At 64.7% G+C, this 23703-nt stretch carries 29 protein-coding genes; 11 read left to right on the top strand and 18 right to left on the bottom strand.

What is annotated here, in order from left to right:
* From ACQKOE_RS12275 to ACQKOE_RS12265, 3 genes are all read right to left on the bottom strand, one after another.
* Positions 1-1338: a dicarboxylate/amino acid:cation symporter gene (locus tag ACQKOE_RS12275; protein ID WP_374591889.1), complete on the bottom strand. Its 1338-nt coding sequence runs from the start codon at positions 1336-1338 to the stop codon at positions 1-3.
* A gap of 152 nt (positions 1339-1490) precedes the next feature.
* Entirely contained in the window at positions 1491-2621 is a 1131-nt protein-coding gene (dapE, locus tag ACQKOE_RS12270) for a succinyl-diaminopimelate desuccinylase (protein WP_427513035.1), read from the bottom strand.
* Positions 2622-2670: 49 nt separating this feature from the next.
* The gene (locus ACQKOE_RS12265) at positions 2671-3348 is read right to left on the bottom strand and encodes a glutathione S-transferase family protein (RefSeq protein WP_374591893.1); all 678 of its coding nucleotides are present in this window, start codon (positions 3346-3348) and stop codon (positions 2671-2673) included.
* Positions 3349-3428: 80 nt separating this feature from the next.
* On the opposite strand from ACQKOE_RS12265, the gene ACQKOE_RS12260 reads away from it, so the two are divergent.
* Positions 3429-3848, top strand: a complete 420-nt coding sequence (locus tag ACQKOE_RS12260) for a VOC family protein (protein ID WP_427513217.1) — start codon at positions 3429-3431, stop codon at positions 3846-3848.
* A 5-nt stretch (positions 3849-3853) separates the two neighbouring features.
* On the opposite strand, the gene yihA is transcribed toward ACQKOE_RS12260, so the two are convergent.
* Genes yihA through rpmH form a run of 5 tightly spaced genes read right to left on the bottom strand, consistent with a single transcriptional unit; the run spans position 3854 to position 7045 of the window.
* Entirely contained in the window at positions 3854-4492 is a 639-nt protein-coding gene (gene yihA, locus ACQKOE_RS12255; protein ID WP_427513034.1) for a ribosome biogenesis GTP-binding protein YihA/YsxC, read from the bottom strand.
* A 3-nt stretch (positions 4493-4495) separates the two neighbouring features.
* Positions 4496-6298: a membrane protein insertase YidC gene (gene yidC, locus ACQKOE_RS12250; RefSeq protein ID WP_427513033.1), complete on the bottom strand. Its 1803-nt coding sequence runs from the start codon at positions 6296-6298 to the stop codon at positions 4496-4498.
* A gap of 41 nt (positions 6299-6339) precedes the next feature.
* Entirely contained in the window at positions 6340-6549 is a 210-nt protein-coding gene (gene yidD, locus ACQKOE_RS12245; protein WP_374591899.1) for a membrane protein insertion efficiency factor YidD, read from the bottom strand.
* On the bottom strand, positions 6546-6896 hold the full coding sequence (rnpA, locus tag ACQKOE_RS12240; RefSeq protein ID WP_427513032.1) for a ribonuclease P protein component: 351 nt from the start codon (positions 6894-6896) through the stop codon (positions 6546-6548). Before rnpA ends, yidD begins: the two co-directional genes overlap by 4 nt.
* 14 nt (positions 6897-6910) lie before the next feature.
* On the bottom strand, positions 6911-7045 hold the full coding sequence (gene rpmH / locus ACQKOE_RS12235) for a 50S ribosomal protein L34 (protein ID WP_039388288.1): 135 nt from the start codon (positions 7043-7045) through the stop codon (positions 6911-6913).
* A 219-nt stretch (positions 7046-7264) separates the two neighbouring features.
* Between rpmH and ACQKOE_RS12230 the strand changes: the two genes are divergently transcribed.
* Complete coding sequence (locus ACQKOE_RS12230; RefSeq protein ID WP_427513031.1) at positions 7265-8773, top strand: YifB family Mg chelatase-like AAA ATPase; 1509 nt, start codon at positions 7265-7267, stop codon at positions 8771-8773.
* On the opposite strand, the gene ACQKOE_RS12225 is transcribed toward ACQKOE_RS12230, so the two are convergent.
* Positions 8770-9285, bottom strand: coding sequence for a winged helix-turn-helix transcriptional regulator (locus tag ACQKOE_RS12225; protein WP_427513030.1), 516 nt, complete (start codon positions 9283-9285; stop codon positions 8770-8772). The two genes, ACQKOE_RS12230 and ACQKOE_RS12225, sit on opposite strands and share 4 nt — an antisense overlap.
* A 191-nt stretch (positions 9286-9476) precedes the next feature.
* Here ACQKOE_RS12225 and ACQKOE_RS12220 point away from each other — a divergent pair, with 191 nt between their 5' ends.
* A complete protein-coding gene (locus ACQKOE_RS12220) occupies positions 9477-9818 on the top strand; it encodes a CC_3452 family protein (protein WP_374591721.1) in 342 nt (113 codons plus the stop codon).
* A gap of 597 nt (positions 9819-10415) precedes the next feature.
* On the opposite strand, the gene ACQKOE_RS12215 is transcribed toward ACQKOE_RS12220, so the two are convergent.
* The 3 genes from ACQKOE_RS12215 to galE all read right to left on the bottom strand — a co-directional run bounded on the left by ACQKOE_RS12215 (position 10416) and on the right by galE (position 12329).
* On the bottom strand, positions 10416-11027 hold the full coding sequence (locus ACQKOE_RS12215) for an HAD family hydrolase (RefSeq protein ID WP_427513029.1): 612 nt from the start codon (positions 11025-11027) through the stop codon (positions 10416-10418).
* Between the two features lie 103 nt (positions 11028-11130).
* Positions 11131-11256, bottom strand: a complete 126-nt coding sequence (gene ykgO, locus ACQKOE_RS12210) for a type B 50S ribosomal protein L36 (protein ID WP_003046794.1) — start codon at positions 11254-11256, stop codon at positions 11131-11133.
* 68 nt (positions 11257-11324) lie between these two features.
* On the bottom strand, positions 11325-12329 hold the full coding sequence (gene galE / locus ACQKOE_RS12205) for a UDP-glucose 4-epimerase GalE (protein ID WP_427513028.1): 1005 nt from the start codon (positions 12327-12329) through the stop codon (positions 11325-11327).
* A gap of 165 nt (positions 12330-12494) precedes the next feature.
* Between galE and ACQKOE_RS12200 the strand changes: the two genes are divergently transcribed.
* From ACQKOE_RS12200 to ACQKOE_RS12185, 4 genes are read left to right on the top strand one after another with little or no spacing between them, the layout of a single operon-like run.
* Positions 12495-13088 carry a DUF4136 domain-containing protein gene (locus ACQKOE_RS12200; RefSeq protein WP_427513027.1) on the top strand — a complete coding sequence of 198 codons (594 nt, stop codon included), beginning with the start codon at positions 12495-12497 and terminating at the stop codon, positions 13086-13088.
* The gene (locus ACQKOE_RS12195; RefSeq protein ID WP_427513026.1) at positions 13085-14227 is read left to right on the top strand and encodes a M14 family metallopeptidase; all 1143 of its coding nucleotides are present in this window, start codon (positions 13085-13087) and stop codon (positions 14225-14227) included. Before ACQKOE_RS12200 ends, ACQKOE_RS12195 begins: the two co-directional genes overlap by 4 nt.
* A 41-nt stretch (positions 14228-14268) precedes the next feature.
* Positions 14269-14499 (top strand): endonuclease domain-containing protein, encoded by a 231-nt coding sequence (locus ACQKOE_RS12190; protein WP_427513025.1) that lies wholly within the window; start codon positions 14269-14271, stop codon positions 14497-14499.
* Positions 14450-14674, top strand: a complete 225-nt coding sequence (locus ACQKOE_RS12185) for a hypothetical protein (protein WP_427513220.1) — start codon at positions 14450-14452, stop codon at positions 14672-14674. Before ACQKOE_RS12190 ends, ACQKOE_RS12185 begins: the two co-directional genes overlap by 50 nt.
* On the opposite strand, the gene ACQKOE_RS12180 is transcribed toward ACQKOE_RS12185, so the two are convergent.
* Genes ACQKOE_RS12180 through ACQKOE_RS12170 form a run of 3 tightly spaced genes read right to left on the bottom strand, consistent with a single transcriptional unit; the run spans position 14671 to position 16313 of the window.
* Positions 14671-15099 (bottom strand): cytidine deaminase, encoded by a 429-nt coding sequence (locus tag ACQKOE_RS12180; RefSeq protein ID WP_427513024.1) that lies wholly within the window; start codon positions 15097-15099, stop codon positions 14671-14673. The two genes, ACQKOE_RS12185 and ACQKOE_RS12180, sit on opposite strands and share 4 nt — an antisense overlap.
* On the bottom strand, positions 15096-15794 hold the full coding sequence (locus ACQKOE_RS12175; protein ID WP_427513023.1) for a glycoside hydrolase family 25 protein: 699 nt from the start codon (positions 15792-15794) through the stop codon (positions 15096-15098). Before ACQKOE_RS12175 ends, ACQKOE_RS12180 begins: the two co-directional genes overlap by 4 nt.
* A gap of 36 nt (positions 15795-15830) precedes the next feature.
* Positions 15831-16313: a UPF0262 family protein gene (locus ACQKOE_RS12170; RefSeq protein WP_427513022.1), complete on the bottom strand. Its 483-nt coding sequence runs from the start codon at positions 16311-16313 to the stop codon at positions 15831-15833.
* Between the two features lie 240 nt (positions 16314-16553).
* Here ACQKOE_RS12170 and ACQKOE_RS12165 point away from each other — a divergent pair, with 240 nt between their 5' ends.
* Both ACQKOE_RS12165 and rpoZ read left to right on the top strand, forming a co-directional pair.
* The gene (locus ACQKOE_RS12165; protein WP_427513021.1) at positions 16554-18062 is read left to right on the top strand and encodes a replicative DNA helicase; all 1509 of its coding nucleotides are present in this window, start codon (positions 16554-16556) and stop codon (positions 18060-18062) included.
* Positions 18063-18162: 100 nt separating this feature from the next.
* Positions 18163-18507, top strand: a complete 345-nt coding sequence (gene rpoZ / locus ACQKOE_RS12160; protein WP_374591739.1) for a DNA-directed RNA polymerase subunit omega — start codon at positions 18163-18165, stop codon at positions 18505-18507.
* A 150-nt stretch (positions 18508-18657) separates the two neighbouring features.
* Here rpoZ and ACQKOE_RS12155 read toward each other — a convergent pair whose 3' ends face one another.
* The 3 genes from ACQKOE_RS12155 to ACQKOE_RS12145 all read right to left on the bottom strand — a co-directional run bounded on the left by ACQKOE_RS12155 (position 18658) and on the right by ACQKOE_RS12145 (position 21593).
* Positions 18658-19032, bottom strand: coding sequence for a hypothetical protein (locus ACQKOE_RS12155; RefSeq protein ID WP_427513020.1), 375 nt, complete (start codon positions 19030-19032; stop codon positions 18658-18660).
* Between the two features lie 123 nt (positions 19033-19155).
* Positions 19156-21093 (bottom strand): ATP-dependent zinc metalloprotease FtsH, encoded by a 1938-nt coding sequence (ftsH, locus tag ACQKOE_RS12150; protein ID WP_374591743.1) that lies wholly within the window; start codon positions 21091-21093, stop codon positions 19156-19158.
* A 101-nt stretch (positions 21094-21194) separates the two neighbouring features.
* Complete coding sequence (locus ACQKOE_RS12145; RefSeq protein WP_427513019.1) at positions 21195-21593, bottom strand: DUF4345 family protein; 399 nt, start codon at positions 21591-21593, stop codon at positions 21195-21197.
* Between the two features lie 105 nt (positions 21594-21698).
* Here ACQKOE_RS12145 and ACQKOE_RS12140 point away from each other — a divergent pair, with 105 nt between their 5' ends.
* Positions 21699-23213: a bifunctional phosphopantothenoylcysteine decarboxylase/phosphopantothenate synthase gene (locus ACQKOE_RS12140; RefSeq protein ID WP_427513018.1), complete on the top strand. Its 1515-nt coding sequence runs from the start codon at positions 21699-21701 to the stop codon at positions 23211-23213.
* Positions 23197-23667 (top strand): dUTP diphosphatase, encoded by a 471-nt coding sequence (dut, locus tag ACQKOE_RS12135; RefSeq protein WP_427513017.1) that lies wholly within the window; start codon positions 23197-23199, stop codon positions 23665-23667. The genes ACQKOE_RS12140 and dut overlap by 17 nt, the downstream gene beginning before the upstream one ends.
* Positions 23668-23703: the final 36 nt, after the last annotated feature.

Below are 23703 nucleotides of genomic sequence, written 5' to 3'. Positions count from 1 at the left end.
TTAGCCCCGCTTCGTTTCATCCTCGAAGTTCGATTCGTCCAGTTCCAGACCGGCGCGGCCTGCGGCCACGGTGTGGGCCGGGGCATGCGGATGCTCGACGAATTCAGGCTCCTCTACCTCCAGCATGCCTTCCCACTTGGTGATGACGGACGTCGCCACGGCATTGCCGACGACGTTGGTCGCGGTGCGGCCCATGTCGAGGAACTGGTCGATGGCCAGGATGATCGCCACACCCTCGACCGGCAGGCCGAACATGGCCAGGGTGCCGGTGATGACCACCAGGCTGGCGCGCGGCACGGCGGCAATGCCCTTGGAACTGATCATCAGCGTCAGCAGGATCATGATCTGGGTAACGACCGGCAGGTCGATGCCATAGGCCTGCGCGATGAAGATCGTCGCAAAGCTCATGTACATCATCGAGCCGTCGAGGTTGAAGCTGTAGCCCAGCGGCAGCATGAAGCCGGAAATGCGGCGCGGCACGCCGAACCGGTCCAGCTGCTCGAACATCTTGGGCAGGGCGGCTTCGCTGCTGGCGGTCGAAAAGGCGATCATCAGCGGCTGGCGGATATATTTGATCAGCGTCCAGATCCGTTCGCGCAGGAACACCGCGCCGATGGTCAGCAGGATTGCCCAGAGCAGGACCAGGCTGAGGTAGAATTCGAACAACAGCTCAAGATAAGTCTTGAGAATGTCGAGCCCGCTGGCCGCGACCACATTGGCCAGGGCGCCGAACACCGCGATGGGAGCATAGCGCATGACATAGCCGGTGATCTGCAGCATCATTTCGGCCAGGGCATCGGCCCCGCGCACCAGCGCCGCGCCTTTCTCGCCAATCGCGGAAAGGGCGACCCCGGCAAAGATCGAGAAGACCAGGATCTGCAGGATATTGTTGGTCGCCATCGCTTCGAAGGCGTTCTTCGGGAAGATCGACAGGATGAATTCCGGCGCGGACAAGTGCTTCACTTCGCCTACGGCCTTGGCCGCTGCCGCGGCATCCGGGATCGGCGCGCCAACACCGGGCTGGAACAGGTTGACCATGACCAGACCCAGCCCGATCGAAATCAGGCTGGCCGTAAGGAACCAGGCCACGGCGCGGAAACCGATCCGGCCCAGCGCGGTCGAATCGCCCATATGCGCGATCCCAACGACGATGGTGGACAGGACGAGCGGCGCGACCAGCAGCTTGATCAGGTTCAGGAAGATGTCGGACAGCAGCTTGAGCCAGGGGGCGACGCTTGCCTTGATAGTGGCTGCATCGACCAGCGCGTGCAGCGCCTGGCCGACCGCGACGCCAAGCACCATGCCGATCAGGATATAGATAGTCAGCCGCCGGTCCATGAAGCGCGTCCCCCGTAAAGCAAGATTGTTGCGGGAGAGACTAACAGGCTGTCGCGCCGGGGGCAATGTCGCTGCGGCGTTCCCTTTCGGCAGGCTCAGAGGGGAGCGGTCCCCCCCCTCCCGCTCAGGCTGAGCCTGTCGAAGCCGGTTTGCTAAGCGCCCGCCAGCGCCGCCTTGGCCACGCGCGCATAGATCCGCGCCAAGGCGTCAAGATCCGGTACGGCCACGGCCTCGTCGCGCTTGTGCATGGTTGCATTGCACAGGCCGAATTCGATGACGGGACAGAGCGCGCGCAGGAACCGCGCATCGCTGGTCCCCCCGGTGGTGCTCGCTTCTGGCACGATCCCCGTCTCCGCCTCGACCGCGGCGGCGATCATGGCGGAGAATTCGCCCGGCGGGGTCAGGAAAGCCTCGCCGGAAATCATCGCGCGGGCCGTGCCGCCGTGCTTTTCGGCAATGGCGCTGACGCGGTCCGCCAGCTCCTTGCCAGTATGGAGGTCGTTGAAACGGATCGAGATGCGCGCCTGGGCCTTGGCCGGAATGACATTGGTGGCGGGATTGCCGACGGACAGGTCGGTCACTTCCAGGTTGCTCGGCTGGAACCAGTCATTGCCGTCGTCCAGCTTGATCGCTTTCAGTTCGGCCAGCATGGCGACCAGCCGGGTGATCGGATTGTCGGCCAGGTGCGGATAGGCGACGTGGCCTTCCTTGCCCTCTACCTCCAGCCAGATATTGACCGAGCCGCGCCGCCCGATCTTCATCATGTCGCCCAGCCGGTTCACGCTGGTCGGCTCGCCCACCAGGCACAGGTCCGGGATCGCGCCAATACTGCGCATGTGTTCGATCAGGGCCAGGGTGCCATGAATGGCAGGGCCTTCCTCGTCTCCGGTGATGATGAAGCTGATCGTGCCCGCATCCTGCGGCACTTCGGCCACGGCGGCGACCATGGCGGCAATCGCGCCCTTCATGTCCACCGCGCCGCGCCCATAGAGCAGTTCGCCGCGCACTTCCGGTTCGAATGCCCCGCTGACCCAGCCCTCACCGGGCGGCACGACGTCGAGGTGCCCGGCAAAAGCCAGGTGCTTTGACCCTTCCGGTCCCTTGCGGATGGCGAACAGGTTTTCGACCGGACCGTGCGGCGCCTCGCCGGAAAGGGCGCGGTGTACTTCGAATCCCAGCGGTGTCAGCTGCGCTTCCAGGCAATCGAACACCGCGCCGGTGGCGGGGGTGACGCTGGGGCAGGCCATCAGGTCCTGGGCGAGTTTGAGTACGGTGCTGGTCATCGTGGCCCGCGCATATGGTTTATGCCTTCCCCCTGCAAGCCGCGCGGGATCAGCGGCTGGCGCGCTTGTGCCCGGTGTCGAACTGCTCGATCACCCATTCCTCGTCCTCGGCCGCGTCAATCCAGGCCTGCATCCATTCGTGAGTCCAGATCGCTTCCATGTAGGCCACGGCGAATCCGGGCACGCCGATGCCATAGGTGAGAAAGCGGCTGACCACCGGCGCATAGATGATGTCCGCCGCGCAGAAGGTGCCGAACAGGTACGGCCCGCCCTTGCCGAACCGGGCGCGGGCCTCTGCCCACAGAGTCAGGATGCGCACCACGTCGCTGCGCGCGGCGTCGCTCAGGTCCCAGTCCTCGACCCGGCGACGCACGTTCATCGGGCATTCGCTGCGCAGCGCCTGATAGCCGGAATGCATTTCGGCCACCATCGAGCGGGCAAAGGCCCGGGCGTCGTCGGCCTTGGGCCAGAAACGGTCGCGGCCCACCTTGTCGGCCAGGTATTCGATGATCGCCAGGCTGTCCCAGACCACGGCATCGCCGTCCCACAGCACCGGAACCTTGCCCGAACTCGGCTCGATCCCGTCGGTCTGCTTCTTGCGGGCCTCCCAGTCCTCGCCATAGAGCGGGACGGTGATTTCCTCGCAATGCAGGCCGGACTGCTTGACCGCCAGCCAGCCGCGCAGCGACCAGCTGGAATAGTTCTTGTTGCCGATGATCAGCTTCATGCGGCAAGAAGCTACCTGTTCAGTTTTGCCCTGTCGAGGCTGAACGGCCACCCTGCCAACCCATGACCGGTGATCGAACCATGAGCCTGCGCCCCTTCCACCTTGCCTTTCCCGTGCACGACCTGGCCGAGGCACGCGCCTTCTGGGGCGAGGTGATGGGCTGCGCGGAGGGGCGGTCATCCGATCAATGGATCGACTTCGACTTTTACGGCCACCAGATCGTCGCCCACTGCACCGGGCGCCGGGCCGACGATGCGGGGCAGAACCCGGTCGACGGCCACGGCGTGCCCGTACCGCATTTCGGCGTGGTGCTGGAAATGGCGCAGTGGGAGGAACTGGCCGAGCGGCTGAAAACGGCCGGGGTGAAGTTCGAGATCGAACCCTATATCCGCTTCAAGGGGCAGGTCGGTGAACAGGCCACGATGTTCTTCCGCGATCCCAGCGGCAATGCGATCGAGATGAAGGCCTTTGCCGACCTGGGGCAATTATTCGCGCGGTAAGCGCGTTAGATCGAGGCGTCTTCCAGCACGGCGGCGCGCAGTTCCTCGATCCCCATGCCCTTTTCGGAGCTGGTGACGTGGACCACCGGGAAGGCCGCCGGGTGCTTGCGCGCTTCGATCTGGGTTGCGGCTAGGACCGCTTCCAGTTCGCTGGCCTTGATCTTGTCCGCCTTGGTCAGGACCAGGCGGTAGCCGACGGCGGCCTCGTCCAGCATCTTCATCATGTCGCGGTCAACGTCCTTCACCCCGTGGCGGCTGTCGATCAGGACCAGGGTGCGCTTCAGTTCCACCCGCCCGCGCAGGTAATCGCGCACCAGCCGCTTCCACGCATCGACCACTTTGAGCGGCGCCTTGGCAAAGCCATAGCCTGGCATGTCCACCAGCCGCAGCGTGGTGGGGCTGCCCACTTCAAAGAAGTTCAGTTCCTGCGTGCGGCCCGGCGTAACGGAAGTACGGGCAATCGACTTGCGCCCGGTCAGGGCATTGAGCAGCGAGCTTTTGCCCACGTTGGATCGGCCCGCAAAGGCGATCTCCGGCGGGCCGGGATCGGGCAGGAACTTCAGCGACGGGGCGCTGAGCAGGAACTCGACGCGCCCGGCGAAGAGCTTGCGCGCCTGTTCCACAAGATCGACGGGATCGGTCATGGCTTACTTGCTGCGCACCTTGGCCCGCTTCATGTCGGCCTCATCCTTTTGCGCCTGCTCCTTCAGCTGCGGGTGCCGCGAATAGAGGTAGGCCTGCTGGGCGATGGTCAGCACGTTTGAGGTGATCCAGTAGAGCAGCAGGCCGGCGGCGAACGGAGCCATGATGAACATCATCATCCACGGCATGATCGCGAACACTTGCTGCTGTACCGGGTCCATCTGGGCCGGGTTCAGCTTGAACTGCAGCCACATGGTGATGCCCAGCAGCAGCGCCAGGACGCCGATGCCCAGGAACGAGGGCACGTCAAACGGCAGCAGGCCGAACAGGTTGAGCAGGTGCAGCGGATCGGGCGCGGACAGGTCCTTGATCCACAGGGCGAACGGCTGGTGCCGCATTTCGACCGAGACGATCAGGGTCTTGTACAGGGCGAAGAAGATCGGGATCTGCAGGAAGATCGGCAGGCAGCCTGCCAGCGGGTTCACGCCTTCTGCCTTGTACAGGGCCATGATTTCCTGCTGCTGCCGCGGCTTGTCGTCCTTGTAGCGTTCCTGCAGCGCCTTCATTTTGGGCTGGATCGCCTTCATGGCGGCCATGCTGGCGAACTGACGTTGGGCGACCGGGAACATGATCCCGCGCACGATCAGCGTCAGGAGCATGATCGCCAGGCCAAAGTTGCCGACTGTGTTGAACAGGCTCTTCAGCAGCCAGAAGATCGGCTTTTCAAACCAGCGGAACCAGCCCCAGTCGATTGCCAGGCCGAACTTGGGAATGCCGGCCGCTTCATAGCGATCCAGCACTTCGGTTTCCTTGGCCCCGGCGAACAGCTTGGTCACGCGGCTGCTCTGCTGGCCGGGGTTCACCGCAACTTGCGGATAGAACAGGTTGGCCAGGTAGATGCCGTTGCCCAGACTGCGGAAGTCGCTGGTCGCACCGGCCTTTTCCGGGATCAGCGTGCTCATCCAGTAGATGTCGGTAAAGCCGATCCAGTTGGGCTGGCCCTCTCCGGGCAGGGTGCCCGCTTCGGCCAGGTCCTTGTAGTTGGGACCGAACGAAACGGTTTCGTCAAACGCGCCGAAGGGTCCGGCGTGAACGTTGAAGCTGTCGAGCGCGGCGGTCTTGTCCGTGCGGTTGAGCTGCGCGACCGGCTTGACCGCAACCGGGGCAGGGCCGGTGTTGCTGACGCCCTGCGTGACGGTCAACATGTAGTCCGCGTCAATCGCGTAGGTCAGGGTAAAGGTCTGCCCGCCGCCGTTGTTCCAGCTGAGCGTGACCGGGGTCTGCGGGGTCAGCTTGGCTCCGGCGGGAGCGGTCCAGACGGTCTGCGCATTGGGCAGGGCAATCGCCGGAGCGCCTTCGCCCATGGTCCAGCCGAACTGGGCGAACTGCTGCGCCGGAGTGCCTGCGGGCGAGAAGATGCGCTGCGCACCGTCTGCCGGGTTCAGGGTGGCGGTGTGGCGATTGGTGGTCAGGTCGTCGACCATGCCGCCAGCCAGGTTGATCGAGCCGGACAGGCCCGGAGCCTCGATCCGCACGCGGGCCGGGCTGGCCAGGGCGGTCTTGATGTCCTGCGCTTCCAGCGCGATGTCCGCCGGGTTGGTCAGCCCGCCTTCGCGCGTCCGCTTGGGCGCGGCACTGGCGGCGGCGCTGGGCGTTGCCGCCGGAGCGCTGGCCACGGCCTTGGGTGCAGGCGCGGCGGGGTAGAAATACCGCATCGCCATGTCCCAGCCGAGCAGGATCGTTACGGTCAGGATCCCGGCAAGGATCATGTTGCGGTAATTGTGCTTGTCCACTGAGGGCCCCTGCATGGAAAATCGTTAGCGGTCAGATGGGGAGAGTTCGATGCCGATCAAGGCACCGGATCGTAACCATGCCCACCCCACGGATGGCAGCGCAATAGACGCTTCGCGGCCAGCCAGCCACCCTTAATCGCGCCGTGCTTTTCCAAAGCCTCGATCGCATATTGCGAGCAGGACGGCGCATAGCGGCAAGTGGGCGGAAGAACGCGCGACGGGCCGAGTTGCCAGCCGCGCGCGATAAGGATCAGCAGGCGCTTCATCGCCGTTTCCGGGGCGGGTCGCCCTTGCCCTGGGCCGCGCGGGACAGGGCCATGGCCAGTTCCTCGCGCAGTTTGGCGAAGTCGCGCTCAATTCCGGTTTCGCGGCCGATCATGACGTGATCATGCCCCGGCAGCCCCTGGACGGGCAAGATTTCGCGCAGCAGGGCGCGGAACCGGCGCTTCATCCGGTTGCGGACGACGGCATTGCCGATCTTCTTGGTGACGGTGATGCCATAGCGAACCTGGCCCTGGCCATTGGGGTTCACCAAAAGCACGAAACCGGGGCGCGCTATCCGCAGGCCCCGGTTGGCAGCAAGGAAATCGGCCCTTCTGGTCAGGACCGACATCTTGAAATGTTGGCTCAGGCGCTCAGCTTCTTGCGGCCGCGAGCGCGGCGGGCACGAAGAACCTTGCGGCCGCCAACGGTTGCCGTGCGGGCGCGGAAGCCGTGACGGCGGGCGCGGACAAGGCGGCTGGGCTGGAAGGTGCGCTTCATTTCAAAACCTCAAAAGAATCTGTTTGTTTGCGGGGGAAGCCCCGGATCAGAGGCGCGCCGTTACAGGGGGGCGGGGGGCGAGTCAATAGATTCGGCCCACACCGGCCATTTGCCTGAAAATTCGGTCAGCGTCCCGGTCCATTTCGGAGCATGAGGCTCGACATTCCTTTCCTTGCGCGTCATGTCCATCAATTCATTGAAGAATTTCGGGGTTCCGGCGTGGTCGCACTGGTTCAGACGGTTGCCTATCTGGGGCTGGAGGCGCGCAGCGTTGAAGTGCAGTGCCAGATCGCACCGGGCCTGCCGCGCTTCAATCTGGTTGGCCTGCCGGACAAGGCCGTGAACGAAAGCCGCGAACGGGTAAACGCGGCCCTGGCTGCGATGGGCCTCTCGCTGCCGCCCAAGCGGATCACGATCAACCTGTCGCCCGCCGACCTGCCCAAGGAAGGTTCGCACTATGACCTGCCCATTGCGCTGGCCCTGCTGGCGGCGATGGGCGTGACGGATGCCGAGCAGCTGGGCGATTTCGTCGCGGTGGGCGAACTGGCGCTGGATGGGCGGGTAGTGGCGACGCCCGGGGTGCTGCTCGCCGCGCTTCACGCCAGCGCGCAGGAGAAGGGGCTGATCTGCCCTGCCGCGCAGGGCAGCGAGGCGGCCTGGGCCAGCGGCGTTGCCGTGGTTCCCGCCCCCAACCTGCTCAGCCTGCTCAATCACCTCAAGGGCACGCAGCAATTGCCGCCGCCGCTGCGCGGTGAGGCGGAAGAGCCGCGCCTCGGCCCGGACCTGCGCCAGGTGAAGGGACAGGAAGTGGCCAAGCGCGCCTTGGAAATCGCCGCCGCTGGCGGGCACAACCTGCTGATGAGCGGACCGCCCGGCGCGGGCAAGAGCCTGCTCGCCAGTTGCCTGCCCGGCATCCTGCCACCGCTGACTCCGGCCGAAGCGCTGGAAGTGTCGATGGTCGCCTCCGTCGCGGGAACGCTGGAGGACGGGCGGATCAGCCGGACCCGGCCGTTCCGCTCGCCGCATCACTCCGCATCAATGGCGGCACTGACCGGCGGGGGGCTGCGGGTCCGTCCCGGCGAGGTCAGCCTGGCGCACCTGGGCGTGCTGTTTCTGGACGAACTACCCGAATTCCAGCGCGCCGTGCTCGATTCGCTGCGCCAGCCGCTGGAAACGGGCGTGGTCGATGTCGCGCGGGCCAATGCCCACGTCACCTTTCCCGCGCGGGTCCAGCTGATCGCGGCGATGAACCCGTGTCGCTGCGGGCATCTGGGTGATCCGGCGCTGGCCTGTTCGCGCGCGCCGCGCTGTGCGGCGGATTACCAGTCCAAGGTGTCCGGGCCGATGCTCGACCGGATCGACCTTCACGTCGAAGTCGACCCGGTGAGCGCGGCGGACCTGGCGCTCCCGCCGCCCCGCGAAGGCAGTGCCGAAGTGGCCGCGCGCGTCGCGGCGGCGCGGCGCATCCAGACGCAGCGGCTCGACGGTACGGGCAAGCGCAGCAATGCCGAACTGGACGGCGACCTGCTGGAGCGGCACGCGACACCCGATGAACCAGGCCGCACGCTGCTGATGCAGGCGGCGGAGGCGATGCGGCTATCCGCGCGCGGCTATACCCGGATGCTCCGTGTCGCGCGGACGATTGCGGATCTGGCGGGGAGCGAGCGGGTAGGGCGCATCCACGTCGCCGAAGCGCTCAGCTATCGGCGGGTAGCGCCGCGGGCCTAGCGCAGGACGTTAAGCTGGGGGCGGACGATCTCGTCCTCTTGCTTGGCCAGGGGCTTGCCCACGTCCTCGCTTGTGCGCCATTCCATTTCGCGCGGACCGAGCAGGCGGCCATCGTGGGCGTGGATCTGGATCGGGGCGATCGGCATGCCATCGCGCGCATCGCAGAGCACCGGATTGTTGGGCACGCCGCAGCCGTACTTTTCACCCCACTGGCGCAGGGCGAGCATGGCGGGAAGCAGGTCGAGGCCCTTTTCGGTCAGGCGGTATTCGATCTTGCGGCGGTCATCGGGCAGCGGCTCGCGCTTCATGATGCCGTGTTCGACCAGGCGGGCCAGGCGATTCGACAGGATGTTGCGGGCAATGCCCAGGGCGCCAAGGTATTCCTCGAAATGGTAGAGCCCGTTGAACGCCGCGCGCAGGATCATGAAGCTCCAGCGTTCGCCCATCACTTCCAGCGCCGCGGGGAGGCCGCAGTTCTGCATGTCGTTCAGTGGTTCGCGAAGCTTGTCCATTTCAATTCCCCATGCCCGACCGCAGTGTAACGCATTCGCGCTACCGGGCCGACAAAAAAATCTTTGCTGCACTGCACAGTTTCTAGTTGAAACTTAATTCGTAGATCACTAGGTGGCCTTTAGCAACGCAATTCGACCATCCCCTCCCAGGACCCTGTCGAACCTATGCGTTTGATTTAAGGGGAATAATCATGACTGCCTTCACCTCGCTGCGCAATGCACGCACTTTCGTTCTGGCCGGCCTTGCCCTGTTCGGCACCGTTGCCAGCTTCTCCGCCACTGTTTCGCCGGCCCAGGCCGCCGCTGCCCGCTACACCGCCAAGCTGTCGACTGCGGTCGAAGCTCCGGCCCGCAAGGTCGTGAACGGCGTGGTGTGGAACTGCACCGGCGACACCTGCACCGGCGCCGTGGACGGTGCCCGCCCGCTCAACACCTGCGCCAAGGTCGTCAAGGCTTTCGGCCCGGTTGCCAGCTTCACCACCCCGAAGGGTGAACTCAGCGCTGAAGACCTTCAGAGCTGCAACGCCGCCTGAGGCGTTGGACCCACAAGGGTCCGAAGGGCCGCCACCCGGCCCCAGGAAGCCCCCGATTGTCCCTCGCCCCTCCAAGGGCGGGGGACTTTTTTATGGGCCTGACGCGAAGACGCAAATTTTTCTCACACGAAGACACGAAGGCACGAAGGTTCTGTCGGCGAAGCCCTTTCTGATTCGAAGGGCGCGTCTGGCCGAGCTTTCCTGAAATTAGAGCCTGCGGCGCGGCATTGCTTCTTCGTGCCTTCGTGTCTTCGTGTGAACCAGTTTCACCCAGGCAAACGGTGCGCGGCGATGTGGTGTTCCTCTTTGATTTTCTCACGCAAAGCCGCGAAGGCGCGAAGAGCTAGCTTGTGCTGCGCAGCCGCTTTTCGAACTAACCGGCTGCGAATGGCGCGGGTGGTCTGTTCGGGCACAACACCTTTGCGCCTTTGCGGCTTTGCGTGATGATTTTTTCTCACACGAAGACACGAAGACACGAAGAGCTATCGGCGAAGGCGTTTCTGATTCGAAGGGCGCGTTTGGCGGGACTTTCCGAAGTTCAGAGCCTGCGGCGCGGCAGGGCTTCTTCGTGCCTTCGTGTCTTCGTGTGAATCAATTTCACCCAAGCAACCCGCGCGAAACCAGGTCCGCCTCCAGCCCCGCCGCGTTGGTGAAATGGTGCCCCTGCCACCCACAGGCCCGCGCGGCGGCGATGTTGTGTTCGTTGTCATCCACGAACAGCATCGCGCTTCCCGGCAGGCCAAAGCGCCGTTCGGCCAGGGCGTAGATTGCAGGGTCGGGCTTGGCCAATTGCTCCACCCCGGAAATCACGATGTCGCGGAAGCGCTCGAGCACCGGAAAGCGCGGCGCGAAATCGGGCCAGAATTCGGCTCCGAAATTGGTGATCGCAAACAGCGGAACGCCCTTTGCGTGGAGGGCTTCCACCAGATCGGCGGTTCCGGGGACCGGGCCGGGAATCGAATCGTTGAAGTGGCTGGCATAGCGCCGGATCAGCGCTTCATGCTCGGGGTAGTCGGCAATGCGTTCCGGCAGCATTTCGGCCAGCGGGCGGCCCGCATCGTGCTGGAAATGCCATTCGGGCGTGACGACATGGGTGACGAACCAGTCGCGCTGTGCCGAATCGGGGATCAGGTCGCGATAGATCAGGCGCAGGTCCCATTCGACCAGGACCTTGCCGATATCGAACACCACGGCTTCGATTCGCGCCATGCCAGCTTTTCCCTTGACCAAAACGGCATCGGCCCGCTCCCCTGGAAGGAGGCGGGCCGTTGACTTCAGCAGGCTGCACGGGGCAGCCCGCCCAACCAGGTGCTTAGCCCTGGCGCGCCTTGAAGCGGCGATTGGTCTTGTTGATCACATAGGTCCGGCCACGGCGGCGGATCACGCGGTTGTCCCGGTGGCGGTCCTTGAGCGACTTGAGGCTGTTGCGAATCTTCATGATGTCCTCGGGTGCGGCAAGGCCGCTGGAAAATGAAGGTGCGCCGTTACGGGTGACTCGCTGGGAAGTCAAGCTTGTCGGCGCATCTCGCTCAACTTGCGTTCCCATTGCAGGGCATGGGCCACGATCGTGTCGAGATCGGCATATTGCGGTACCCAGGGCAGGGTCGCCTTGATCCGCTGATTGTCCGATACCAGCGAATCGGGGTCGCCCGGGCGGCGCGGGCTGAGCTGGCGCACGATCCGCTGGTTGGTCACGCGGTCCACTGCATCCAGCACTTCCAGCACGGAATAGCCCTGGCCATAGCCGCAGTTCATCGTCAACGAGCGCTGCGGCTCGGCCATCAGGGCCTCCAGCGCCAGGAGGTGGGCCTGGGCGAGATCGGTAACGTGGATGTAATCGCGCACCCCGGTACCGTCCGGTGTAGCGAAATCGGTGCCGAACACTTCCACCTTGTCCCGCTTGCCCAGCGCTGCCTCGACCGCGACCTTGATCAGGTGAGTCGCCCCAGCGGTCGACTGTCCAGTGCGTCCCTGCGGGTCGGCCCCGGCAACGTTGAAATAGCGCAAGGCGCAGAAGTTGAGCGGATGGGCGGCGGCCGTGTCGCGCAGCATGAACTCCGTCATCAGCTTGGACATGCCATAGGGATTGATCGGCCGCTGCGGCGCATCCTCGGTCACCGGCGAAACTTCCGGAATGCCATAGGTGGCGGCGGTGGAACTGAAGATGAAGTGCGGCACGCCGCCCGCCACGGCGCTGGCAATCAGGGCGCGCGTCTTGGCCGTGTTGTTGTGATAGTACTTGAGCGGGTCCGAAACCGATTCCGGCACGACCACCGATCCGGCAAAGTGCATGATCGCGCCAATGCCCTGTTCGGCAATGATCCGCGTCAGCAGGGCCGCGTCCTCAATGTCGCCTTCATAGAACGGCACGCCTTCGGGCACGGCAAAGCGAAAGCCGGTGACCAGATTGTCGATCACGGTGACCGGCCAGCCGGCGTCTTTCAGGGCGAGGACGGCGTGGCTGCCGATGTAACCGGCGCCGCCGGTGACCAGAACGGGACATTTCTTCATCATGCCGGGGTGGCGCAGCAGCGCTGCACGATCAAGGGCGCGCGATTGCTGTATTCGATTGCAGCCCAATTTATTGCGCCAGTCCGCTGTGCGGGAACGGCGCTGGCGCTTGCATCGTTTCCGTATCGGGCCAACATGGATGCCAAGCGGATGGAGTGCGGAAGAATGAGAAGCCTGCGGATCGCTGCAATCGCCCTGGGCGCCCTGGCCCTGTCAGGCTGCGTGACGCCGGTCGGACCGGTCCAGGTCACCCGGTTCCACAACGGCGATGTCAGCCAGCTGGGGCGGGGCACGATCACGGTGGAACCGGCACCCGGCAGCGATGCGGGCTCACTGGAATGGCAGACCTATCGCGGCGCGGTGATGCATGAACTGGTCAAGATCGGCTATACCGAGGCGGCGCCGGGCAGCGGGGCGCAAGTCGCGCTGATGCGCGTCGCGCGCAGCACCTATCAGCCGGATCGCGGCTCCGGCCCGGTCAGCGTCGGCGTGGGTGGCTCCACCGGTTCCTATGGTTCCGGCGTTGGCGTGGGCGTGGGGATCGATCTTTCGCCAAAGCCCAAGGCCCTGGTTGATACCGAACTCGCTGTCTCGATTCGCGAACGCACCAGCAGCAAGGTGCTGTGGGAAGGGCGCGCCGGTTTCACCGTTGGTTCCGGATCGCCCCTTGCCACGACGGGGCTGGCCGCGCCAAAGATGGCGCAGGCCATGTTCCAGGGCTTCCCCGGCAATTCAGGTGAGACAATCGAAGTCAGATGAATGAAATCGTGATCGACGCCGCATTCGATGCGGGCAATATCGAAGTCCTTTCCATTGCCGGAACAACGGCGCGGCTGGCGATCCGCAAGGACCACCAGTCCGACTTTTACCAGTGGTTCCACTTTCGCGTCGCCAATTGCGCGGGGCGGGAACTGGTGCTGAAGATCACCGGGCTGGAAGGTTCGGCCTATCCCGGCGGCTGGCCTGGTTACCGTGCGGCGGTGAGCGAGGACCGCGAATTCTGGGGCAGGGCCGATTCCACCTATGTCGCGGCGGAAGAGGGCGGTACGCTGACCGTGCGCTATCGGCCTGGCGGCAACCTGGCCTGGTTCGCCTATTTCGCGCCCTATTCGATGGAGCGGCACCACGATCTGGTTGCCGGTGCGGCCCGCTCTGACGGCGTCACGCACCGGGTGCTCGGTTACAGCCTGGACGGACAGCCGATCGACTGCCTCGATCTGGGCGAGGGGGCGCGGCAGGTCTGGCTCTATGCGCGCCAGCACCCCGGCGAATCGATGGCTGAATGGTGGATGGAAGGCGCGCTGGACTGCCTGACCGATCCCGCCGACCCGATTGGTCGCAAGCTTCGCCAGCTGTGCCAGTTCCATATCGTGCCCAATGCCAATCCGGATGGCTCGCGCCGTGGTCACCTGCGCACCAATGCCGCGGGCATCAACCTCAACCGCGAATGGGCCAGTCCGAGCGCCGAGAAGTCACCCGAAGTGCTCGCGATCCGCAATGCCATGGACGAAACCGGCGTCGATTTCGCGATGGACGTCCATGGCGACGAAGCCATTGCGGCCGTGTTCCTGGCAGGCTTTGAAGGCATCCCGTCGTGGAGCGAGGACCTGCAAGCGGGTTATGATCGCTACAAGGCAATCCTCGCGCGGCGCACGCCGGATTTCCAGACGCGGCTGGGCTATCCGGTCGCGGGCAAGGGCAAGGCGAACCTTGCCATGTCGACCAACCAGCTGGCCGAGCGCTTCGGCGCAGTCAGCATGACGTTGGAAATGCCGTTCAAGGACAACGACGACCTGCCCTGCGCCGCCCAGGGCTGGAGCCCGGAACGCAGCGCGATCCTGGGCCGCGACTGCCTGGGCGCCCTGCTGGAGTGGTGCGAAGCCAATCCTCCCCGATAGGGGAGGGGGACCGCCCGCAAAGCGGGTGGTGGAGGGGTGCTATGCTGCACGGTCCGAAAGATACGCAAAAGCAAGCCGCCAGGCTTCGGCGGCAAATGAGCTTGCCAGAGGTGTTGCTTTGGGCGGAGTTGCGCAAGCGTCCCGCTGGCTACAAGTTCAGGCGTCAGCACCCGGCGGGCCGTTACATTCTGGACTTCTATTGCGCCGCTACGAAACTGGCGATTGAAGTCGATGGACTGGGCCCACGAGATGGCGGACCGACCCGAACGTGACCGTGTCCGGGACGCGTGGCTTGCAGGATTCGACGTGAAGGTGCTGCGCATCCCCGCAAAAGACGTGTTGCGGGAACTGGCGGTCGTCGTCGATCAGATCGTTGCGGCTTGCGTTGCCAGGGACCCCTCCACCGCCTGCGGCGGTCCCCCTCCCCTTGCAGGGAAGGATTTCTAGTCCAGGCTGGCCGGGCCGAAGGCGTGGGGGAGTAGTTCTGACAGGAGCAGTTCGGTCACGGATTGGTCGCCCACGCACAGCACCAGCGGATCGCTTCCGCCCAGCGCGGCCACTTCGTTGAGCATCTGGCGGCAGCGCCCGCATGGCGTGACCGGATCGCCCTGGCCTACGCTACCTGCCTTGCCGCCGATCACGGCGACGGCCTCAATCTTGCCGCGCCAGTCTTCGCTCAGCGCCTTGCCGACGGCGACCGTTTCCGCGCACAGCGTCAGGCCATAGCTGGCGTTCTCGACATTGGCGCCGGTCACTACCGAGCCATCGGCAAAGCCAAGGGCCGCGCCGACGTGGAAGTTGGAATAGGGCGCATAGGCGCGGCTGGCGGCATTGCGCGCCGCCGTGATCAGGCTGTCGCGGGTCCAGCTCATCGCTGCACCACCACCCAGCGGATCGGCACTTGCGCCGCTTCGCTGGCGTACATCGTATTCGCGCTCCACATGGTCCAGGGCCGCCCCGCATAGTCGGGCTGGATCCGGGTGCGGACCAGCCAGAGGTTCCGATCGATTGCTGCGCCCAGGTGATAGCGGCCTTCAAACGTGCTGGATACCTTCAGGATCGTGGCCTTGCCGGTATGAGTCTCGATCTGGTTGAGGAAGGTCATCAGTTCGCTTTCCACCGCCGCATCGCTGACTTTCACCGGGCATTCGTCGGCCAGCATGTCGAGGTCGACCGCAGGCGGAAGCATGGCGCGGTCGCGCGGGACCACGGTGACGAAATTCGCCGCCTGCTTTTCCGCCGGCTGGCACGGGTCATAGCGGTGCACGGCGCCCACTTGCAGTTTGGCCGCGCGGGCCTCTTCCAGGTTCTTCACAAAGGCCGGATCGCGGGCAAAGGCGCTGGCGGAGGCATCGAGGTAGGCAAAGTTCGCCCCTGTCGCCTTCAGCGCGTTGAAATCGACGATCCCGTCCTCGCCCGAGATTTCGACCCCCTGCATCGTGAATTCCAGCTTGCTCGGCCGCCAGTGGCGCAGGTCCCACCAGCCCCATGCGCCGGCCAGAATGGCAAACAGCATCAGCGCGCCGATCAGGCGCAGGGTCCAGCGGTTGGTTTTTCGGCTTGCCATGGTGTTTGAGCGACCCCGTCCCGTTCGTGCAGAAGGTCAGCCCCTGATATGCAGTACGCAGATTAGCGTAAAGAGGCGGCGGGCGGTGGCGAAGTCGGTCTCCACCTTTCCTTCCAGCCGCTCCAGCAGCATTTCCGCCGCTTCGTTGTGGACGCCGCGCCGGGCCATGTCGATCGTCTCGATCTCTGCCGCAGATGCCTTGCGGATCGCCTGGTAATAGGAATCGCAGATCGCGAAATATTCACGGATCGGGCGGCGGAACCGGCCCAGGCCAAGGATCAGGGTTTCCAGCAGATTGCCCGCCTCGTCCGAGATCTCCAGCGAGAGGCGGCCATCGTCGACCGCCAGTTTCAGCCGGTAAGGGCCCTGGTGCCCCGCTTCCCAGGCGCGCTGCGGCTTGAACTGGTTGTCTTCGATCAGATCGAAGATCGCGATGCGGCGCTCCTGCTCGATATCGGCGTTGCGCCACAGAATGGTCGCCTCGTCGAGTTCGATATGGATGATGCGCGGGTCCGCCATGGGCGGGCTTTTCGCAGATGCGAAATGGTCGGGCAAGGCTTTGCTAAAAGGACCGTCACCCTGAACTTGTTTCAGGGTCCATTTTGCGAAGCCGACTGCGGTCTGCCGGGCACGATGGATGCTGAAACAAGTTCAGCATGACGGCTTTGGGATGAACGGAGTTTGTGCACAGGTCTATCCCAAGGCATTCCGAACTTCCTGCTTGAAGGCCGCGGCCCCAGCGCGCATTGATCGCACCCCATGGCCGAACCGATCCCCTTTGCCCGTCCCGACGAAACCGCCGCGCGTGTCCTGCCTTCGAACGTGGAGGCGGAAGCGGCTTTTCTGGGCGCGGTCCTGATCGACAACCGGGTGATGGAGGAACTGGTTGCCCCGCTGAAGCCGGAGCACTTTTTCGAACCCGTCCACGCCCGGATCTATGACCGGATCATTCAGCTCTTGGACCGCAAGGCCGTGGTCACGCCGGTCACGCTCAAGCCCTATTTCGAAGCGGACGAGGCGCTGAAGGAACTGGGCGGCGCGTCCTATCTGGCGCGGCTGACGGCGGACGGGCAGGGTCTGCTGGCCCCGCGGGAACTGGCCGAGCAGATCTATGACCTGGCCCTGCTGCGCGAACTGGTTTCGGTGGGCCGCAACCTGGTCAATTCCGCACTCGACACCTCGGAACGGGTCGAGCCGATGGAGCAGATTTCCGAAGCGGAAGCAGCGCTCTACCGCGTTTCCGAAGGCGCATCGGTGGGCAGCGAGGCGCAATCGTTCCGCACCTCCAGCCTGACCGCGATCACCCAGATCGAAAAGGCCCTGGCATCGGGCGGCCACATTTCGGGCCTGACTACGGGCCTGGACGACCTCAACGCCAAGATCGGCGGCCTGCACGATTCGGACCTCATCATCCTGGCGGGGCGCCCGGCCATGGGTAAGACCTCGCTGGCCACAAACATCGCCTTCAACTGTGCCGAGCGTTACCTGCGCGACATGCAGGACGGGATCGATCCGGCCAAGTCGGTCGGTGCGCCCACCGCCTTCTTCAGCCTGGAAATGAGCGCGGACCAGCTTGCCACGCGTATCCTGGCGGAGCAGGCGGAAATCAGCAGCGAACGCCTGCGCATGGGCAAGATCAGCCGTGAGGATTTCCAGCGCATTTCCTTTGCCAGCCAGCGCCTGGCCGAACTGCCGCTCTATATCGACGATACACCCGCACTTTCGATCGCCGCACTGCGCACCCGCGCCCGACGGCTCAAGCGCAAGCACAACATCGGCCTGATCGTGATCGACTACCTGCAGCTGCTGCAAGGGTCGGGCCGCGCCAATGACAACCGCGTCAACGAAATCTCGGAAATCAGCCGCGGCCTCAAGACGCTGGCCAAGGAACTGGCCGTGCCGGTGATTGCCCTGTCGCAGCTGTCCCGTGCGGTCGAAAGCCGCGAGGACAAGCGCCCGCAGCTGGCCGACCTGCGCGAATCCGGCTCGATCGAGCAGGACGCCGACATGGTCTGGTTCATCTTCCGCGAGGAGTATTACCATAACGCCAGCAAGCCGGACGAGCCGAGCGAAACCAGCTCGCCCGATGCCATTGCCAAGTATGACACCTGGATGCAGCGCCACCTTGAGGTGGTGAACAAGGCCACCGTGATCATCGCCAAGCAGCGCCACGGTTCGACCGGGAACGTCCAGTTGCTGTTCCAGAGTGAGTTCACCAAGTTCGGCAATCTCGCCCCCGATTCGCGGGGATATGCGGCTTACGAATAATCGTTGTATATCAATGGGTTATACGAATATTTCTTGACTTGCGATTTTCGGGCCGTGTAGCAGCGGATTTCTCCCGTTTTTTGAGTGATTGGAGTGCCCCATGGCGCGCGTTACCGTTGAAGATTGTGTCGACAAGATCCCGAACCGTTTCGATCTTGTCCTGATGGCCGCGCAGCGTGCGCGCGAGATTTCCGGCGGTGCGGAACTGACCATCGAACGTGACCGTGACAAGAACCCGGTTGTCGCCCTGCGCGAAATCGCCGAGCAGACTGTCCGTCCGGACAACCTCAAGGAATCGGTCATCAGCTCGCTGCAACGCGTCCTGCCGGACGATGATGACGAGATCGATGAAGTCGGCTCGCTCAGCCAGTCGGCCGAAGCCTTGCGCATCACTGCAGCGGCCCCGGTGCGGAATACTTCGATCGGCGGCGACTACGAAGGTTAAGCGAGATGCCTCCCCGCTGGCGGGGAGGTGGCACGCGCGAAGCGTGTGACGGAGGGGGCTTTCGGCCCGGCGCAAGTCTTCGGACAGGCGCTGGACCCGAAAGCCCCCTCCACCGCTTTCAGCGGTCCCCCTCCCCGGATCGGGGAGGTTTCAGTTGCAGGGATAGGTCTGGGCGAAGAAGTCGCCCATGGCCTGCTTCATGCTGGTGCGGGGGCGGACGTGTTCGGGGTAGCTGCGCAGGAACGATAGCAGCTTGTCCGAACTGACCTTGGCCCCCTTGGGCGGACAGCTTGACGGACGGCCAGCGGCGCGTTCCGCGTTAAGCCGCGCGCGATAGTCCGCACCGGCGGCTTCGCCTTCGCTCTTGAGCGCCTTGTAGTCCGACGAGAATAGCGCCATCGCGCCTTTGGCCCGCAGCGCGTCTGCCTTGGCCAGGAACGTCGCGACGTTCATGTCGCCGGGCGCAGCAAGGGCCGGCGTTGCAACGAGTAAACCGGCAATCGCAATCAGTTGAATGCGCTTCACTTGACTATCTCCCCAGGTTGCTTGCCGCCATGGCCGCCGCAGTCTTGCCGCAGCATGAACCGCAATTGGGGAAGAAAGTCCATCAGGCGCAGCACTTAGCCGCAGCGCCTGGCGGCGAGGGAGTCAGGCCCCCTGCGCCGCCGTTGCCGCAAAGCGCTTGCCAGCCTTGGGAATGGCCGAGCCCTTGGTCGGCGGGACCAGCGAAGGTCCGGTCGGATCGACCGGGCGGTCAATCTTGCCGTTCTTCAGCAGTTCCTCGATCTCGTCGCCGGTCAGGGTTTCGTATTCCAGCAGCGCCTGGGCGAGCAGGTGCAGCTTGTCTTCCTGGGTCTTGAGAATGTCCTTGGCGCGCTTGTGCCCGCCTTCGACCAGGGCGCGGATCTCTGCATCGATCAGCTTGTTGGTCTCAGCCGACATCATGGTCCGGGCCGAGCCGCCATAGCCGAGATAGCCTTCCTGGGTTTCCTCATACTGCAGCGGGCCGAGCTTTTCGGACATGCCCCAGCGCGTGACCATCGAGCGGGCCAGCGAAGTGGCGTGCTGGATGTCGGACGAGGCCCCGGACGAAACCTTGTCATGGCCGAAGATGATTTCCTCGGCCACGCGGCCACCCATGGCTACGGCCAGCTGCGCGTGCATCTGGTCGCGGTGATAGGAATAGCGGTCACGCTCCGGCAGGCGCACCACCATGCCCAGCGCGCCGCCGCGCGGGATGATCGTGGCCTTGTGGATCGGGTCGGAAGCCGGTTCGTTGACCGAAACGAGCGCGTGCCCAGCCTCGTGATAGGCGGTCATCTTCTTCTCGTCCTCGGTCATCACCATGGAGCGGCGTTCCGCGCCCATCATGACGCGGTCCTTGGCGTCCTCGAATTCCTTCATGGCAACCAGGCGCTTGCTGCGGCGCGCGGCCAGCAGGGCCGCCTCGTTGACCAGGTTGGCCAGGTCTGCACCGGAAAAGCCCGGAGTGCCGCGGGCAATGACGCGGGGCAGCACGTCGGGCGCGGTCGGCACCTTCTTCATGTGGACGGCCAGGATCTTCTCGCGGCCCTCGATGTCGGGAACGGGCACGACCACCTGGCGGTCGAAGCGGCCGGGGCGGAGCAGGGCCGGGTCCAGCACGTCGGGGCGGTTGGTCGCGGCGATGATGATGATGCCTTCGTTGGCCTCGAAACCGTCCATTTCGACCAGCAGCTGGTTCAGCGTCTGCTCGCGCTCGTCATTCGAATTGCCCAGGCCGTGGCCGCGATGGCGTCCGACCGCGTCGATTTCGTCGATGAAGACGATGCACGGCGCATTCTTCTTGGCCTGTTCGAACATGTCGCGCACGCGGCTGGCGCCCACGCCGACGAACATTTCGACGAAGTCCGAACCCGAAATGGTGAAGAACGGGACACCCGCCTCACCCGCGATGGCGCGGGCCAGCAGGGTCTTGCCGGTGCCGGGCGAACCGACCAGCAGCGCGCCCTTGGGAATCTGGCCGCCCAGCTTGGAAAAGCGGTTCGGGTCCTTGAGGAACTCGACGATTTCCTCAAGCTCTTCGCGCGCTTCGTCGATCCCGGCGACGTCGGCAAAGGTCACGCGGCCCTGCTTTTCGGTCAGCATCTTGGCCTTGGACTTGCCAAAGCCCATGGCCCCGCCCGCGCCGCCGCCCTTCTGGAACTGGCGCATGGCAAAGATCATCAGGCCGATCAGCAGCAGGAACGGCAGGGTCTGGAACAGGATAGCGGCGAGCAGGCTGGGTTCTTCCGGCTGCTTGCCCTCGTACTGGACGCCGTTTTCCTGAAGCAGCTGCGGCAGCGAGGTATCGTTGGGGATCGGCACGGTGCTGAACGCCTTGCCGTCCTTGAACGTGCCGGTGATCTTGTTTTCCGAAACCTGGACCTTTTCCACCTTGCCGTTCGCCACCTGGGCGCGGAATTCGGAATAGCCGACCTGGGTGCCGGGCGCCTCCGCCTTGGTGTTGAACATCGACACCACCAGCAGCAGGGCCAGGAAGATGCCGCCCCAGATCATGAGGTTCTTCATCCAGGGGTTGCCGCTCGGCTGTTCCTCGTTGTTCATGGGGTATCGGTCCTTTCAGCGCCAATGTAGGACACGGCGGCTGAATCGCAAGCTAACGGACGACCAAGAAAAAGCAGGAACAGCCCAACCGGGGCGCTGGATCAGGAAGTCAGTTCCTCGATCCGGTGGTGCGGCAGGACGCGCCAGGCGGCGACCAGCAGGACGACGTGCAGGGCTTCGACCGTCATCGGCACCTGCCAGCCGGGGTAGGGACCGTCCAGCACCAGGCTGACGCCGCGCACCAGCACGGCCACGCCCATAACGGCCACCGGCACCAGCAGCAGGTCGGCATTGCGGCGCCAGGCGCCGATCATCATGCAGGCCGCAACCACGCCGAAGAAAGCAGTGAAATCGGCGCGCAGGGTGGAAAGTCCCTGGACCCCGTTGGCGGACAGGCCAAAGCCGAGCGCCGTTTCTGCAGGGTTGAGCAGGAAGTTGAGGCCCATGAACAGGTCGAACAGGCCAAACAGAAAAACCAGTGCGGTCAGGACAAAGCGCATAAGTTAACCATCCCCCTGAGTGCTATTTTGGGCATCATGCATCAAGCTGGAGCATTCGCAAACCCTGTTGCGCATAAGGGAAGGGCGTTGCACAAGCGCGGTTCGATGGAGAGACCCCGTATCCTGTTGGTGGTGGGTGGCGGTATCGCTGCCTACAAGTCCTGCGAACTGATCCGCCTGATCCGCAAGGGTGGCGGCGAAGTCACCTGCGTGCTGACCGAAGGCGGCGCGAAGTTCATCACCGCCATGACGCTTGCCGCGCTGAGCGAGAACCCCGTCCACACCACGCTGTGGGATCTGACCAACGAGGTCGAGATGGGGCATATCCAGCTTTCGCGCAGCGCCGATCTGGTCGTGGTCTGTCCGGCCACGGCGGACCTGATGGCGCGCATGGCCCACGGCATCGCCGACGATCTGGCGACCACCCTGCTGCTGGCGACGGACAAGCCGGTCATGGCGGTTCCGGCGATGAACGTGCGGATGTGGGAGCATTCCGCGACCCAGGCGAATGTCGCCACTCTGGCAGAGCGCGGCGTCCAGGTGCTGATGCCCGACGAAGGCCCGATGGCCTGCGGCGAATTCGGCCCGGGACGGCTGCCCGAACCGGCGGCGGTCTATGATGCGATCTGCGAACTGCTGGGGCCGGGCAGGCTGGCGCCGCTGTCACCTGTCGCTGCTCCCTTGCCGGAATTGGGCTGGGAAGAACCCGCCGAGGAAAACAAGGCTGCCCAGCTGGGCGGGCTTTCGGCCAGCCTGATCCAGCGCCGCAGCGCTCCGGCGCTGGACGATGAGCCGCCCGCAGAGTCGGGGATGGGGAGCCTTCTGCTGCCCAAGAAGGGTCAGGCCAGGTCCGCGCCGCCGACCGATCCCACGGCGCTTGGCTATGCCGTTTCGCCGCTGGGGGACGATCCCCTGGCCGGACAGCCGGACTTCGCCCCGGACGAAATCGATCCTGCCCAGGCCATCGATCCGGAAGGTCCGCTCAAGGGCAAGCACGTGCTGGTGACTGCCGGACCGACGCACGAGCCGATCGATCCGGTGCGCTACATTGCCAATCGCAGCTCCGGCAAGCAGGGCTATGCCATTGCCGCTGCCGCTGCGCGGCTGGGGGCGCGGGTCACTCTGGTATCGGGCCCGGTCACGCTAGACTGCCCCCCGGGCGTCGACCGCATCCGCGTGGAGACAGCCCGCGACATGGCCGAAGCGGTGAAGCATTCGCTGCCCGCTGACGCCGCCGTCATGGTCGCGGCCGTGGCCGATTGGCGCACGGCGGAATTCGCCACCGAAAAGATGAAGAAGCGCGGTTCGGCCCCGCCCGCGCTGCGCCTGACCGAAAATCCCGACATCCTCGCCACCGTTGCGGCGGGGGATCGCCGCCCGCGCCTGGTGGTTGGCTTTGCCGCCGAAACCGAAAAGGTGATCGAGCACGCGGTGGAAAAGCGCAAGCGCAAGGGTGCGGACTGGATCATTGCCAACGACGTATCGGGCAACGTGATGGGCGGCGATGCCAATGCCGTGCATATCATCACGGCCCAGGGTGTCGAAGACCTTCCGGAAATGGCAAAGGGCGACGTCGCCATGGCCATTGTCGAAAGGATCGCCGATGCACTCGCCGAATGAGGTTCCCGTCCGCGTAAAGCGCCTGGCGCATGGCGCAGGGCTCGATCTGCCCGCCTATGCCACCGATGGGGCGGCCGGAATGGACGTGGTTTCGGCAGAAGACGTGACGATCCAGCCCGGCGCGCGCCACGCAGTCGCGACGGGCCTGGCCATGGCCATTCCGCACGGCTTTGAAATCCAGGTTCGCCCGCGCTCTGGCCTGGCGCTGAAGCACGGGATTACCGTGCCCAATACGCCCGGCACCATCGACAGCGACTATCGCGGCGAACTGAAGGTCATCCTGATCAACCACGGCGAGGCTGCGTTCGAGATCAAGCGCGGCGACCGCGTGGCGCAGCTGGTGCTGGCGCCGGTGACGCGCGGCACCTGGCTGGAAACGGACGAGCTGGACGAAACCGCGCGCGGCGAAGGCGGCTTTGGCAGCACCGGCGGGGTGGTTGCGCTGGGGAGTTGAATTTCGAGGTTCCTCCCTGTCGGCAGAGCCGATGGG

The organism is Novosphingobium sp. NPDC080210, from assembly GCF_050281025.1.
In the GTDB taxonomy this organism is placed as follows: Bacteria; Pseudomonadota; Alphaproteobacteria; order Sphingomonadales; family Sphingomonadaceae; genus Novosphingobium.
The sequence above is the reverse complement of the archived record's forward strand: the minus strand, read 5'-3'. Positions and strand labels throughout refer to the sequence as shown.